Source organism: Vibrio sp. 10N.261.55.C5, from assembly GCF_041470505.1.
GTDB classification, from domain to species: domain Bacteria; phylum Pseudomonadota; class Gammaproteobacteria; order Enterobacterales; family Vibrionaceae; genus Vibrio; species Vibrio crassostreae_C.
Genome location: NZ_JBFRMS010000023.1, coordinates 15,148 through 30,379 on the forward strand (window position 1 = coordinate 15,148; position 15,232 = coordinate 30,379).

Sequence of the window (15,232 nt, forward strand, 5' to 3'; positions counted from 1 at the left end):
AGCCGAGGTGATTTATGAGCATTATTTTGTTTAGCAGCATTAGTCATGGGGTCTTGCGTACCTCATTGTCGAAACAGAGCTACCGAAGTCGTGCAATTTACATGAGCATCGATGGCAAGCCACCTCGGTTTGTCATCAATCACAACGTGTCGTTGGACAACGGTCGTGTCATCCCTATCGATAACCTTGAAGCTGTGAAGCGAATGACTCAACAGTTAGTCGAGACACAAGGGAGGTTCTTCGCGATACATGGCCAGTTCGATGATCCGTTTGCACTGTTAGCGTATATGGATAAGTACCAACTTAGTTTCTCTGAAGATTCCAGACACCTCAAGGTGTCGGTGTCGAGTGAAGGGTTTACCGACATTCGTGGCAACTTAGAGCAGCAGTCTTGTGCATTCAGTTTTCGTTTTTATTGCGATGATGCGCTTGGAGAGTGGCTAGACATGGCGCTGTGCGTTGACCCAAATACGATGAAATATTGGGAGAGAACCGCATGAGTAAGGATCTGAAGAACCAATTGAATAATGTCATTGAAAGTATGCGGTATCAATTTGGGACCCATTCATTTCTCGATATGTTCATCGACTATTGGTGTTTCTTACATACCGAGATGTACCCACCGAGCGAGACGGTTATTGAACAGTTGTCCGTCCCTGATATCCAGAAGGATTGTCAGCTGATGACGCACTTGATATGCAAGTTGGCCATAGAAGAAGGCGAGACGGATGTTCTTGGGGACTTGTTATCCAAATACTCCAGCTTGGCGCACACCAACGATTTTTTCCCAACACCAATCGCGCTGGCAAAGCTCTTAGCTGGCTTGAATCGCGCAGGTATGAATGAAGATAGTGGGGCAATATCGTTATATGAACCTTGTGTGGGTTCTGGGGCTGTCACCCTGTCGTTCATCGAAAATGAATACTTTGATCACCTCGATAAATCGAGCCCTTTGGACCACTTAACGGTGTGTGTCGAAGAGATATCTGAACTGTTATGCAAGGCATTTTTAATTCAATTGCTTTTGAAGTTACAGCATCTTGAGTATGTAGGGGGAAAACCTGCGCTTCCGGCCAGCGTCGTCATTCAGCAGATCGATGTCATTTCAAGAAAACAAAGAAAGGTCTGTTTTAATATGGAATCACCGGAGGGTTAGAAAGAAACCATGTATATGACATGAAATCGGGTAGGGACAGGCAAAGAAAAAGCCCAAATATCGGTGAGATGTTTGGGCTTTTACGCGTTCAGTCAATGCAGCGTGACCAATTGGTTAGATTCCGTTGGCGCGTATTTCATTAACCAATTTTTATAAATGAAGTAAGAAGAAACGGTCGACACATATTCGTCGTTCTTTGACGCCCATTCTTGATACGTTAAGTTTAAAGAAGCGGTTTTCTTTGCCGCACAATACTCTGCTTTCAAAAAGGATTTCAACGACTCAAAACTGAAATCGAGGATCTGATAATGTTCCAAAAACATAATGATGTTTTCATCAAATGTTTCAAATGGATTCGATGTGGTGTTTAACTCGTGCGTATGATGTAGTTGCATAATATTAACTTAGTATTCTTATCTTTAGTTAAACCAAACTTTCGAATGGCTATAAATGTTTAGGAAATGCGTAGACGTACACTCCTTTACTTTTGATATATCTACTGTTTGCAACGTTTGACGTAGTTAGTTTTTTCTTTTCTTAAAACCTTCGGTAAAACAAGGCTTTAAAACAACCACATTCGCTATAAAAATGTGAGTGCTCTTATTAGTATTTTTGTTATCAAATTATAGCATTTTTTAGTTTTTGGACTTGTTGCTACTGTCGTACAGTGTCCGTCCATGTAAAACAGTATGCAGATGAGTGTGGTACAATATGTCAATTAACGGAAAGAATTTTAAGACTTAGTATAAAATTTTGAATAAAGGTAACAATATACTAAACCATTAAAGTTTCCGTTAACTCGAAACAAAACCATTCTATCAATTATTAACGCCTTGCTAAGTGGCAAATGATGATGCACTCAATTGCATTAATATCTGTTTACCAAGATCCCCTGAATTCTTCAACAAAATTTGGTATGTTTTGGATTGATTCTCATAATGGAGACTTTATTACATTTTCATTTGGAATCTTCATTCAAGTAAATTGTGCAACGGTGAAATCTAATGAGTCATGTTTCATTGCTTTTTGACTTGAACGGGTTTCTATTTTACCCCCCGTTTACCCACTGAACCCTTTTGAACTATCGGACGATTCAACTATCGGGGGGATACGAAGAAACGGACTTACATAATACTCCCATCCCCACAATGAGAGAGATGATTATGGAACGTTTAAATGTTATGGATTCAGTTGTAGCATCATTAAAAGACGGTGAGGCAACGTTCATTATGACGGCAAGCCCAAAGGGTGAAGAGTATGTGTACTCCGTTGGCGTGTCGGTCAGTACAGATAACGCATTCGAGATCGCCATTACCGGCTTAAGTCCAGAACAAATGCACTTCTTCGGAAACCATTTTGCTCAACACATCAAAGAACGCGTGATTGAGTTAGATGAACCTATCACTTATGTTGAAGAGGTATTCAATGTGCCGGTTGCATTGGTTAAAGTATCTCAAGAGCATATGCATGATGGTACGTTCACCGTTGCTGAAACCACGCTGGACATGACCGACAAGCAAATTCCGATGTTTCAACTGGTTTTACCCGACCCAAATGGCCGCTTTCCGTGGCAAGAGCACGTCGACTCAAAATGGAAAAAGTATCAAAGCATCTTCTTTGATGTGCAACAGATCGAAAACTTATACAACTAGATAGAAGAACATCCATTTCTCCATATTACGACTGTTATTTGACCAAGGATGGACAATTTCAACCCATGAATAGCTATGTATTTCCATGCAGTAAACGGGCGGGATCTTACTTTATTCAGATCCCGACTGTTTGGTCTGAAAAGGCCACTGACAGTGAGTATTTCTCTACCTCTCGTTATCAATCCCCTAAAGCCAGTGCAGAAACATACGTTAAAGCGCAACTCGCGTATATTTATGGAGACATGCGAGCTGCATTAATTCTCGCGTACCCACGATGGGTAAAGAAGCTTAAGTATGGGTGCCAAGTGTCAGTGAGAGAAACACAACGAGTCAGTAGAGGAAAGCCATACCCAGTATTCGACGTATCTTGGACTGAGTTTACATCTGATGAATTTGGAGTAAGGACGTCGAAGCGGAAGAGAACATCACGGTCTTATAATGTCGAGAATAAAGCAGAAGTTGCACACAACGTAACTTTATTTGTGGCCAGTCTTCGCGCAGAGACAACGGCCAGTGTCCTACACCACTCGGCTCTGAACTTTGAATACGACCTGAGTGAGTTAACGCGCTCTTAGATTAACGAAGATAGGGGATGGGTATTTACATGCGCTGACGATGAACAGTCTCATCAGATCATGGTTATTGCTCATCTCGGTTATCGTCTACGCAAAAGAACCCTGCTCTTAACTGCGAACACGCTTCCAAGAAAGATTCTGTCTCTTGTCGACTGACATTGTAATCCAGTCTATGGAGTGCCTTGAAGTGGATCTCGCTAATCACATCACAATGCTTAAGAACCCAATCGGGTAACTTGTATTTAATCGAACGCTTCATCGTACTAATACCACCACCCTTTGCGCCGAGTTCTTTCATGCGACTTTCTAGGTATTTACCTTCTGCAACAATCGCAAGAATCCGATCATTGAGTGTGTCAATTGGGTACTCAGGCGGTGAGGCATTCGGCTGGTGGTTTGATGATTGGCACTGAGCGCTACATAAAAGCTCATCTTCTGCTTGGCCTTCTAAATAGCGCTGCAGCTCCACTTCAGGAGAAAAATCCACGATTTGCTTATGATGCTCAGTTAAGTCACCGCTAATGATCCCTCTTGACGCATAGAGGTGCGTCAATTTATCCGCTACCTTCTTGCAGCATTCAGCGTCAAATTTATTGGTTTCATGCTCAGAACATGACATTTTGTGGAAAATCGCATTTACTTCGTCGCGAACATCATTACCGTTAGGTGTAGGAAGCAGATGCGTCAAATTGAGTTCATCAGTGCTTGCTTTGTTGTCACGTCCCTGTTTTTTGTTACTCATAAGCCACCTAACTGCAATAAGATTGGAGTGATAATTTTCTAATAGTTTTGAATATAGTAATTAAGGGATCTGCTATTGGCAAATAGGCATCTTTAATAAACGTCTTACCGGATTATATGCATAATCCCGTGTAATTAAAGGGCTTGCAGCTATCTAACGAGTGAGTGCTTTTGTTTATAGAGATATCAATGGCTTAAGCAATTGCTCTAGCCAAGTTGATGATTTCATTGACTCAAATCATTCGTTGTTTTGAATCCGGTCACATTTATTGGCACAAGATCAATCTTTGTAGCATTTGCCATTGCGAATAAAAGAAACACAACATACATCACACCCTTCGATTACGTGCTTGTTGGTACTCCACGAACTGAAACGCATCCAGTATATGAAGATACTTCAGTTACCCTGCTCAAATATTACTCAACAATAACATTTTATGTTATCGCATACAGGGGTAGGCTCCTTTGCCATCACTCCACCACCTGCGTGAATATTGTCTTTGAACGACATTGAAAGCACGCTCTTCGCAATCATGTCATCCATTTCACTTGATATTCAGGGAGAGTGACATCACAGAAGCAATCCTGATGTCACTTTCCCTGACAAGTGCCAGCTCTTAACCTGCATGACGTCTATTTCAATTCCAGCTCGGTATCTGCACGCAGCTTGATGGCGGTTTTAACCAGAACTTCTGCCCAAAAGTCCGAGCTCAGAATCTTCATCATGCTGAATTTAGCTTTGGTGTAGTTCTGTATGTCCGTGACTTTGTATTCATCTCTTAGTCCTTCACGGATCTCGAAATGCGTTTTCACTTCGTCTGCAAAGCCTATATCGACAGCTTCAGCCCCGGTCCAGATGTAACCGGTAAAGATGTCCGGGTTATCCGTCATCAATTTCTCGCCTCTACCTTCAATCAAGGCATCTTTAAATTCTTCGAACAGCGGCTGGAGGACATGCGTCTCAATGTGCTTTGTTGCTTCTGGGTTTTCAGGTAAAAATGGGTCCAAAAGCGCTTTGTTTCTACCCGCCGTGTACGTTCGTCTTTGAACTTGAACTTGTTCAATGAGTTTGTCGAACCCCCATGTATCCATTCGTACCCCGACACTGCCAATCAATGAATTTCTATGTGCATACACCTTGTCAGCGGAAGAGCTGATGTATAAACAAGCCGACGCACACATTTCACCTATCGAAAAATAGACCGGCTTATTGGTAGTTTCTCTCATGGACATTAAAGTCCTATGTAATATCTCGGCCTGCACTGGGCTGCCACCTGGTGAGTTCGCTTCAATCAAAATGGCATGAGCCAATGGATCTTTCATGGCTTTTCTTATGCTTTCTGACAGGATAGTTCCATCAGCTGTCGGACTGCCTCTCTCTACGGCTCCCTCCAGTTGTATGAGCGCTATGTGCGGAACCGGCATGTTGAAATAGTGACTTCGGTATATGGTTTGACCGACCGCGAACAACACACCAAAAACAATGAAACCAACCTTAATCCGATTTAGGTTGTGAATAGACCGGTATCGCTGCGTAAACTCTTTGAGGTTTTCTCTCAATGACTTTGGTTCTTGATTCTTCTTTTTAAATATCCGCATGTTATTGATTACCTATGTCTGTTTAAAAGCGTTGGAATTCACGCATGATCGTGGTGGTTAATAGGATGCATAAACCAATGAAAAATAGGGGTAAATATCGCCAGAATCCGCCATCAATGATGGGGACAACAAGGAAGACCCATAGTGAAAAGAGAATGATGAATATCATGCGAAAGGCCATTGCCGCTATTTTCACGTTGTGCTGTGTAAAGGCGTAGATTCGCTTACGATATTCGTAGTAAGAATCACTCATGAACGCGAAGATAAGCACCCCGCCTAAAAGAAGCCATTCCATGAGTACGTTCAGTCGAAGTATGCTGCGATACCACCACATCTTTGTGTTATCCACCAGCCGCTCTGATATGCCTGCAATAAAGACCCCGGACCCATTTGTTTTTTCAGGTTTGATATAAAATCTATCAATGACATTGGAGATGCCCGTATCGACCATCGTCGTCTGGTATTGACCGTTTACACGGTCGAACACTATTTCTGATTGCTCTTCGGTCATTGTCGACTGAACAATGGACACCTCATCGATGACGTCGGCTCTAAATTGCTCCGCTGACATACCAAACCAGCAATACAACAAAGAAAAGAACCAGATCATAAACCCCAGTCTTACCCACGGGTTTAGTATCGAGACACCATCACCGAGTAGGGCTTTGTTACCTTCGTCGATAAAAGATTGGGTATCATGCGCCATGAGCAGCCTCCAATATCTTTTCAGGTTTGAGTAACAGGTCTAACAAATTCACCGAGCGAGGATCTTCGAAGGCGTAGGGTGCGATACCCATTGTATTGAGTTCAGGACGACCGAAGAGTTGAGGGAGCAGTAACAGGCTCAGTTGGCGACAATGTTTCTCGCTCTCTGAGGTTAGTTTTCTGTCAATGACTTCCATGCAACATACGCGGCTGGACGTAGCAAAGTCTGAAAATGAACAGCGAATCGGGTCCCAGATTAGGTCGCAGCCTGCCTTTGTGTCTTCTGATGTGACCATGACTTTGAACAGTTCTGAGGTTCGGTCAAACACTTTCAAAAAGATGTGCTTGAAGGCGACTTCCTTGCCGTGTGTTTCATAATGCTCATCCCATGTATCGGCCATCTCTCGCAATACCACGTCAAGTAAGAGTTCTTCTTCTCCTTCATTGAAAGAAGCTGGCACAACGTCACCGAATAACCTCACTACTCGCATTTGAACCTCACCAAGAGACGGCCAAATAAACGCTTGATAATTCAATCGCTCGCTCAACTCTTTATCGATCGTTCGATTCAGATAAACGCTGGCAGTAATTTTTTTGAATTTGGTCGATACTTTCATAATATTTCCTTAACGTGGCTCTACAGGCAGGCGGAGTAGGGTTTTATTTCCATTTGAGAAGCTGCATATAGCTTGCAAATTGGGTAAGGCCGATACCATGAACGGTGGAAATAAACTGCGCTCTTCTGATGACTCACGTACACCAGAACCTGAATTGAATGAAGAGACGGAATCTTGTGTTGAGGCGCTGTTTGAAATCATCTTTTGATGCTTTCTTAGATCGGCAGCCCCCATCTTTTCTGATACATATTCACGAGTTACTTTGCCTTCACATCGCATGGCGATGGTATTGGCACACAGCTCGGTTATCCTATCGGCGGTCGCTTGCGAGGTTTTTTCTACGATGTCGGGCATGGACTGGGTACTTAAGTACAGTTCGTATTTGGATTGACGACCGACGGCGAGTAAATTCAGGATTGGATCATTAAGCGCGTTATGGGCTTCATCAACCATAAAGCAAACCTCTGGCTCTTCTCCTGTACCAAAGTTATAACGTTCAGCTGACGATGCCGCTGCAGCTGCCGACACAAGCTTCGATAAGGTGCCTGAAATCACTGGGTCTGTTAAACCGTCTGTGGCGCAGTACAGCACTCCACCTGTGTTTGATAACTCGCGTAAATTGACGACGTTCGGTTGGTTGTCCGACAAATTATTTAAATCAGGGGACAACAAAGTATCTAGAGGCGCCGAACAAAGTTGTTCCAGAATTGCATTCAATGAGCCAGTTTTGGTGCTCACTTCAGATGACTTTTTATGGAAGGCGTCAATGATCCCTGAAAGTTGAGAGCAAGGTTTGTCTTTGGCCATGACATCGGAATAATACATGATCATATTTTCAAGCCAGTCTTGCGAGCCCATGGCCTTGATGCGACCGTTCATTTGTGCTTTCCAGTCCACACCTATTTCTTGACTGAAGTACGTTTCACACGTTTTCTCTACCAGACGAACTAGACCTTCACGCAGGTAGTAATGAAGGGTACGAAGTGTGAGTCGTTCACCGATGTATTCCGCTGCCTGAGTAATTTGGTTTACACGTTCCCAACAGAATTGTTTAAATACTTCCCCAGAAGAGCCGCCCGTTGGAATACATTCAACGACACGGGTTGCCAGTTCCGATGTTCGGTTATAGTTGGCTAGGCAATCAACAACGACAGACTCTGATGGCCGTGCGGGGGCAAAATAGTAGAACTGGTCCCCTTTACCCTGACGAACCATCTCTGCTTTCAACCCATTTCGCATTTCCGGCGTATTTTTTGGGTCGATGATGATGAGCAAGCATTTTCGCTTTGACCACAGTTTGTTTAATGCGATTAACTTTAACAACGTTGTTTTGCCAGAGCCCGGAACGCCGTAGATGATTGTGTGTGCGCGGCCTACATCATAATGCACAGTCACAGCTTTCTCGTTGCCCAAGGCCATGAGGAATGGCTCCCCACCTAATGCTTCGTTCAGATCAGGGTTATAGGGGATAAACTTCCTTAAATATAAAGGCACTTTTTGGTCGCGGCGTGCAGAAGGGAGGGCGTTGATTTTATACATATTGATGGCGTGCTCAGGCCCCCAATTAAAGCCGGTCCCTAAGTACATGCGGTCTTTGTATTTTTCTGCCTTCTTTCGAGTGTCTTCCAAAGACTCTATATCCAGTTTGTTTGAACACAATCGAGCTTGCATCTTTAGAATTGGCCATGCTTCAGAAGATCGTTTTGCGGCCATGACAAAGCTGGTGGCCATACCTAGGCCTGTCAGCATCACCGTATCGGGAGCCGGTGTCTCAGTGAATAGGTTGTACAATGCTTGATATCCACCAGCGACACTGAAAAAAGCACCCGAAGCCAGCCATGCGCGAGCTTGTTGTATCTCAAACACTTCACGGAAGTAGTCTTGAATATCGTCATACAGGGGTTTTGTCTTTGACTTAAACATCAGAAGCGACTCCATTAGCAATTAAGTTCAATTCTTTGGCGAGGTTTGAATCTAAAATTAACTTCTCTTGCTCGCTGTTAATGGTGAGCTTTCCTGCAAAGAAATCGAGGTTATCCATACGCTCCGGCCTACCATAGTCATTGAAATTTTTAATTTGATCTAAGAACAGCTTTTCGCCCACACCGAACAGCTCTGCGAAGGCTTTGACGCAACTGCTGTCCAACTTGATGTGCTCTGTCGCGTCAATGCCCAATACTTTCCCTGGCTCTATGTCATCTCCGAAGCGGTCAAAAAAGGCCATTGTATTCATTTCCATGTTGGTCATCTCTACAAGACAAAGAACCCACGTTTTGTGCGCGTAGATCGCATTTCTTGAGCTGTAGCTGACAATGGAATCACCATCGGTCCTACCATTGGATAGCGCCCATGCCATCACATAACACAAGGTTCTTAGGTCTTTATCAGACACATTTTTTAAAGCGGAAGCTCTTTGCGGTGCTTTCTGTGTTTGGGACTTACGCCCTTTAGCTGCGGTGGCTAGAGGTTTGGACGACGGTGCCTGAACCGGTTTGTCGTCAGCTGCGTTGATGTTCATGCCATCCCATACACTAGGTGCCGCATTGTTTTCTTCCACCGACTGATTTGTTTCATTTTCGAACACGATTGTTGGCCCCCTTGTCTTTGACGGTGAGTTTGCCTTTGTGGTGTTCGTCTTAGTCGCTGCTTTTTTCGTTGCTGGCGTTTTCGTTGCTGGCTTTTTCGTTGCTTGTGGTTTGGGTGCTGGTTTCTGCGCAGGTACGTTGTTTTGAGCAGGTGTCGCTGTTGCTGGCTTCCCATCGTTGCTCGTGTTGGCCGGTGCTGGTGCATTGATCTGCTGCGGGGTCGTTGTCGGTGATTGATTTTCAGCAGCTTGCATGAGTTCTTCAGGTGGTTTTGGTAGCCCCGGCAAATTCAACGAACGAGCCTTATTACGATTCACTTGGGAGCCTTGCTCTGGGTCCAAGTTATAAAGGGTCTGAAATGGGTTATCTTTTGGCTCGGTATAATCCAAGCTGCCTTTGGCGTCGATTGTTAAGCGTTCGCCCATGCTAGAAAATTCGATGTAACAGTCTTTAAGGTTAGGTGGGCGTAATTCACCTTCGAAGACCAAATCTGGATAACTGATACGAACGATATCAACTTGTCGCATCTTCCCTTGCTTCGCTGTAAATGTGAGCCTCACAAAGTCTGACTCTTCGTGCATCGGCTCCACAATACCTAGCTCTTCCATCTCCTGAATCACGATACCAATGTTGGATTCAATTCTGGCTAGGTGACCCGAGTTGCTAGAATTGGCGTTCATGTGGCTGATGATGTCTTGCACGCCATTTCGGTAATCGAGATATACCTCCCCATCAATGACATACATGCGAGCACCGATTTCATTGACTTTGTTCCAACGGTTTTTTCGTAAATCACGGATGGCCGAGATAATGCCGTGACTCTTACCGGCTTTACGCTGTCCGATGAGTTTGTGGAATTGGGTTCTACGATCTCGTTCGGCACTGAGCGCATCGGCACGGCGCAATGGTTTCTCGATATACCCTTCCTTACGGGCATAATTCTGCAGCGCGTCAATGATTGGTCCTGAAAGGTTATCGTTAGATTGATATAACCAGCGCTTTGCTGTGTCACTCAGAACTCTGTCTAATAACAGCACTGACAGCTTCTCATGGTAATGATTAGCACGGCGTGGATTCCAGCTAACGGTGTAGCGGTCAATACCGTATCTTTCACTGAATTCGTAAATGGTTTCAATTTGTGGGTTCCAGGTAGTATCCAGCTCTTTCCCCGAAACCCTCATGTCAGAAATGACTTTCCCTGCATCATGCAACAAACCTGTTAACCATGCGGCAAAGCGCCATCGCGGTTCTCGTAGCATCTCCTCATCTTGGAATCCGATAGCCAAAGGCCGAGAGCCCTTCGACATTCTTAAGGTCATTAAGGCAACATCTAATGAATGACGAAGTAGGCCGCCAACTTCATTGTGATGATGGTACTCACTAGCAGGCAGTAGGTGGAAAAATGAAATCACAGAACGGATCGCGTGCATGTACGTGTTCATAAAGCATGGCGTCAGGTTTTTATCTGTACCTTCGAGCATGCCTACGGCAAGGAAGGTTTCCTTAATAATGCCTCTATAAGCGAATAAAATGTCCCCCTCCGTTAAGACAGGGACACCATCTGGCGTCGGCGGGTATTTGATCATGCTTGCGACTTCTTTCTGCAAGCGTGTGATCTCCTGCTGCTGCTTCAAAATAGTTTCACTGGCGAACTCCTCATGCAGCTCACCAGTTTTCAAGCGCAATTTCTCTTTTACGATAATTGCACTTTGAGTTAATTTTGATCTGACGCCATCAAACATTCGCATTAAGCTGATTCCTGTAGTGACTCATCGGATTTTTGAGTTATTACGGTTTGAATTTCTTCCGCACTCAGTGGGTCTTCGTCTTCGCCTAATATCTCAGCGCCACCAGCATGAATATCCACCGGTTCTGCTTCTTGCTCAGTTTCAGCTTCATTCAATGGAGCCGACACGTTATCTGGCTGCTCATCGGTGACCTCTTCAACCACCTCTACTGGTTTCAACTTTTGATTGATTTGTTGATTAACGCGTTGGTGTGTTGTGCCGCGACCAGTGTCTAGCGAGCGAAGTTGGTTGGTAATACGGAACACGTCGTTAGAGAAGCGCGACATCGTAGAAGCGAGTTTGATTTTCGCGTACTTGTAACGTTCTTCGTCGACATCGCCTACCATCCAAAGTACTTCCATGACCGCCATCGAGTTGTCGAACTTTCGAATGACCTGCAACACACGTTGGAAGACAGGGTGGGTCACATCGATGACGACTTTGTGGTTATCTGGTACTTCGATTTCAGGAAAAGGTACATTGCGATTTTGTTTGCGGTATTTACGCTTCACTGCATCAGCCTGTCTTGCAAACTCACCTTGACCTTCTTCCAAATGTTCAAAGTTGGTTTCAAAGATAGACACTACCGCATCACGGTTTTCATCGTTGTCTTCGGTGGACTCGTACAGCGTCGCAATTCGTTGTGTTGCGCCAACCAATTGACCGCCTTTTTGACCTAAGTAGCGGTACATTGTCTCGCTTCGACACACGATTGAAACGGGGATGTGGCGTCGCATTTGCTTAAATTCAGCCATGGTGATTCTCCTTAGAGATTGATGAGTTCTGGGTAATGGTCAGCGATGACCTTTTCTAGCTCGCCTATTTTTCGGTTGTATTCCCTGCTTAGTGGGAGCCCTCTATCTGCAATGAAAATGCTGAGTAATACGCGTCGTTCCTCTCGAAGCGTTTTATAGCGCTCCCTTAATCCGAGGTAACGTCGTGTGGGTGGACTGATGATTTTCTTAAATGCTAGGAACAGCTTTAATTCCCAATCCCTCATGTATTTTTTACATTGTGATTTGGAAAAAGGGTGGGTCAGCACTTTGTAGGGAATCTTGTTCTCTGACTTGTTCTCGTACTTCGTCGCGAACTTAGGAATTTCATAGTATTTCTCTGAATTCGGAATCTTCTTATCGGGATCAAAGTGATACGCCTTCTTTTTTGTTGTTTTGTTTAAGCGGCTCATGTCACGCATTCGAAGTTCAAAACACATCACCATCTCCCAACCGTCTCTGTCTTTGGTGTAATACTTAGTCCCAATCAGTACATGGCCTGTATTGGCGAACGTGCTTCTACGGTTGTAAGAATTGTCTTTGATAATTACATGGTTCTGTTCGAGCTGAGGTTTTCGGTAATACTTGTCAGCCAAGTCTTCCATTTCGGCTATAAGTTCACCGGCTTCGGCATAGACCGCCTTCAGTTCCATTGCATTACGTTTTAGGTTCTTGGTGATCAAACCCAATTTTAAATCTGCATGGATATCGTCTTTTTTAACCTGAACATCAGCCTCAATGTCCTCAGTAAGAACATCAAGTTCGTCTGTTTGAACGTCAAGGACATCCGCCTGTTCATGCATAAACCCTGTCTCCTTCCCAAATGGGGTATTGGTTGATACTGCATGAAATAAATCGACGTTTTTTCAAATAAGGGACGAATTTTCGCTAATAGATTTCAGAATTGCTTTCCGAATAGGGCAGGTCTGCGGGTGTTTACGTTGGTATGAACAATGGTTCAATCATGAAAGTCGTATCCACGAATTTGAATTTGTTCAGCCTAACACTTTGTCTCGCTATGACAGGGAAGGGGTACTAGACATGACCAGCGTTCGTGGAATTCAGCTGGTGACCAACGATTCGAGCTCGTGCAGTCGCTCAACTCAATTTCTCTGAATGACATTGGAACTAATGACTTTCCACCAGCTCCTCGGCTGGGAACCGGCGGATGACCAGCACCCAAGAATTTCTTCCGGCGCAGATGTCGATTCCCATGTCTTGCACTGACACGGGATGATGTGTCCCGGCACCAGCGCCGGTTTATCACCCGAGAACCTGCTGGTCACGAGTATCACCTGGGCCTCGCTGGTATGAAAATTATCAAACTCAATGTCATTGCCTGACACTGAATGCAATAAACCTGGCACCAGCTCCTCGGCTGGCCAGCGCCCTGGTGTTCGCTCCGGCGTAGATTTCGATTCCCACATCTTTGAATGACATTTCAGTTGCGAGCCAGCCACCAGCGCTCAGTTTTCTGCTGGTCATCAGGACCTCGACGTTATCTACCTCTTGGACAGGCACTGGGAGATGAACATTTCTGGGCCGAATGTACTCTTAGGCTTTTTAATCAGGCAATGACTAGCAATGGTGTCCGTGGCTTAAAAATTGTCAGTATGTATTCAGTAAGCTCAAATAGAAATTAATGGTCGGTAAGTAAACTTCCATCTTAAGCACAACCCCAACATTTTAGCCTGACTGTCGGTATTCTGATCAGGCAAGAGCGTCGGTTTTTCACCCGAGAACCTGCTGGTCACCAGGCGATGCTAGTAGCAAAAACTGAAATTCAATGTCATTGCCTGACACGGGATGATGTGACGCAGCACCAGCGCCGGTCTTCAGTTGACCCTGGCGGATGACCAGTACCCAGGTTCTTGCTCGGCGTAGGTAACGATTCCCATGTCTTGCAGTGACACGGGATGATGTGACGCGGCACCAGCGTCGGTCTTTCACCCGAGAACCTGCTGGTCACAAGTATCTCCGGGGCTCGCTGATAAAAAAATCTGAAACTCAATGTCATTGCTCGACACTGAATGCAGTAAACCCGGCACCAGCTCCTCGGCTGGGACCCGGCGACTGGCCATTACCCCGGAGCTCGCTCCGGCGTGGGTATTAATACCCCATGTCTCGCACTGGCACTGGGAGATGAACACTCATAGGCTTTGGTGAACGAACGGACCTTTTGCTCGGGCAGTGCGGCGCCAATTAGCTTAGGGCCTAAAACAGTCGGGCTATTCAAACTAATCAAAATCAACACGAATGACTTAAAGCTCGACCAAATCTCAAGCCTATTGAATCAACTTGGTACGACGGATTGTTAATACCAAGCTCAATATCTCTGACCGACACGGGATGTTATGACCCGGCACCGGCTCCTCGGCTGGGAACCGGCCGATGACTAGTACCCAGGCGCTCGCTCCGGCGTAAGTATCATTTCCCCATGTCTCGCACTGACACGGGATGTTATGACGCAGCACCAGCGTCGGTTTATCACCCGATTACCTGCTGGAGATGAATGCACGGACCGGGGCTCGCTGGTAACTAATATCCAAGTTCAATATCTCTGACCGACACTGGACGTTATGACCTGCCACCAGCTCCCTGCCTTGGAACCGGCCGATGACTAGTACCCAGGCGCTCGCTCTGGCGTGGGAATTAATCCCGCATGTCTCGCACTGACACGTGATGGCATGACGCGGCACCAGCGCCGGTCTTTTAACCGAGAATCCGCTGGTCATCGTGAGTTGAGAATCCGTCAAAGACAATTGGCTTGAACACCATTTTCTAGATTGTTTAGTAATTAATTCATATTCATTGTCACCCCGAGAAATTGAACCGTCTCGGGCAACGACTCAATCTTGGGTAGTACCGTTCGGCTTGAGATGATTTTTGGATATTTATATTTATTTTTTTGTTTTTAAGAAGGGCTGTACCGCTCAGGATTCCATTTCAATGTCTTGGTTAGACTCTTTACGGTTAGCCAGTGGTCATTGATTCACTCTCGGGCAGGGTCGAATCATATTCATGGGATGTCACGGTCGATGA

The 15,232-nt window shown here is 45.0% G+C and carries 13 protein-coding genes; 4 read left to right on the top strand and 9 right to left on the bottom strand.

Annotated elements, in window-relative coordinates; all coding sequences use genetic code 11:
• Window positions 1-14: 14 nt before the first annotated feature.
• Window positions 15-500: a hypothetical protein gene (locus tag AB4263_RS10390; protein WP_136987137.1), complete on the top strand. Its 486-nt coding sequence runs from the start codon at window positions 15-17 to the stop codon at window positions 498-500.
• Window positions 497-1,156, top strand: a complete 660-nt coding sequence (locus AB4263_RS10395) for a hypothetical protein (RefSeq protein ID WP_231903955.1) — start codon at window positions 497-499, stop codon at window positions 1,154-1,156. Before AB4263_RS10390 ends, AB4263_RS10395 begins: the two co-directional genes overlap by 4 nt.
• Window positions 1,157-1,248: 92 nt before the next feature.
• Here AB4263_RS10395 and AB4263_RS10400 read toward each other — a convergent pair whose 3' ends face one another.
• A complete protein-coding gene (locus AB4263_RS10400) occupies window positions 1,249-1,551 on the bottom strand; it encodes a hypothetical protein (RefSeq protein ID WP_102305682.1) in 303 nt (100 codons plus the stop codon).
• 768 nt (window positions 1,552-2,319) lie between these two features.
• Here AB4263_RS10400 and AB4263_RS10405 point away from each other — a divergent pair.
• Window positions 2,320-2,808, top strand: coding sequence for a DUF4262 domain-containing protein (locus tag AB4263_RS10405; RefSeq protein WP_162299039.1), 489 nt, complete (start codon window positions 2,320-2,322; stop codon window positions 2,806-2,808).
• 65 nt (window positions 2,809-2,873) lie between these two features.
• On the top strand, window positions 2,874-3,383 hold the full coding sequence (locus AB4263_RS10410) for a hypothetical protein (protein WP_136987118.1): 510 nt from the start codon (window positions 2,874-2,876) through the stop codon (window positions 3,381-3,383).
• A gap of 64 nt (window positions 3,384-3,447) precedes the next feature.
• On the opposite strand, the gene AB4263_RS10415 is transcribed toward AB4263_RS10410, so the two are convergent.
• The 8 genes from AB4263_RS10415 to AB4263_RS10450 all read right to left on the bottom strand — a co-directional run bounded on the left by AB4263_RS10415 (window position 3,448) and on the right by AB4263_RS10450 (window position 12,993).
• A complete protein-coding gene (locus tag AB4263_RS10415; protein WP_154723884.1) occupies window positions 3,448-4,125 on the bottom strand; it encodes a hypothetical protein in 678 nt (225 codons plus the stop codon).
• Between the two features lie 632 nt (window positions 4,126-4,757).
• On the bottom strand, window positions 4,758-5,351 hold the full coding sequence (locus tag AB4263_RS10420) for a S49 family peptidase (protein ID WP_170964549.1): 594 nt from the start codon (window positions 5,349-5,351) through the stop codon (window positions 4,758-4,760).
• Window positions 5,352-5,745: 394 nt separating this feature from the next.
• Complete coding sequence (locus tag AB4263_RS10425) at window positions 5,746-6,429, bottom strand: DUF4400 domain-containing protein (protein ID WP_081230206.1); 684 nt, start codon at window positions 6,427-6,429, stop codon at window positions 5,746-5,748.
• Window positions 6,419-7,045 (bottom strand): hypothetical protein, encoded by a 627-nt coding sequence (locus AB4263_RS10430; protein WP_086715022.1) that lies wholly within the window; start codon window positions 7,043-7,045, stop codon window positions 6,419-6,421. Before AB4263_RS10430 ends, AB4263_RS10425 begins: the two co-directional genes overlap by 11 nt.
• A 9-nt stretch (window positions 7,046-7,054) precedes the next feature.
• Window positions 7,055-8,968: a conjugative transfer system coupling protein TraD gene (gene traD / locus AB4263_RS10435; protein ID WP_162299038.1), complete on the bottom strand. Its 1,914-nt coding sequence runs from the start codon at window positions 8,966-8,968 to the stop codon at window positions 7,055-7,057.
• Window positions 8,961-11,378 (bottom strand): MobH family relaxase, encoded by a 2,418-nt coding sequence (mobH, locus tag AB4263_RS10440; protein ID WP_372050544.1) that lies wholly within the window; start codon window positions 11,376-11,378, stop codon window positions 8,961-8,963. Before mobH ends, traD begins: the two co-directional genes overlap by 8 nt.
• Window positions 11,378-12,172 carry a hypothetical protein gene (locus AB4263_RS10445; protein WP_136987113.1) on the bottom strand — a complete coding sequence of 265 codons (795 nt, stop codon included), beginning with the start codon at window positions 12,170-12,172 and terminating at the stop codon, window positions 11,378-11,380. Before AB4263_RS10445 ends, mobH begins: the two co-directional genes overlap by 1 nt.
• Before the next feature lie 11 nt (window positions 12,173-12,183).
• Window positions 12,184-12,993, bottom strand: a complete 810-nt coding sequence (locus AB4263_RS10450) for a hypothetical protein (protein ID WP_136987112.1) — start codon at window positions 12,991-12,993, stop codon at window positions 12,184-12,186.
• Window positions 12,994-15,232: the final 2,239 nt, after the last annotated feature.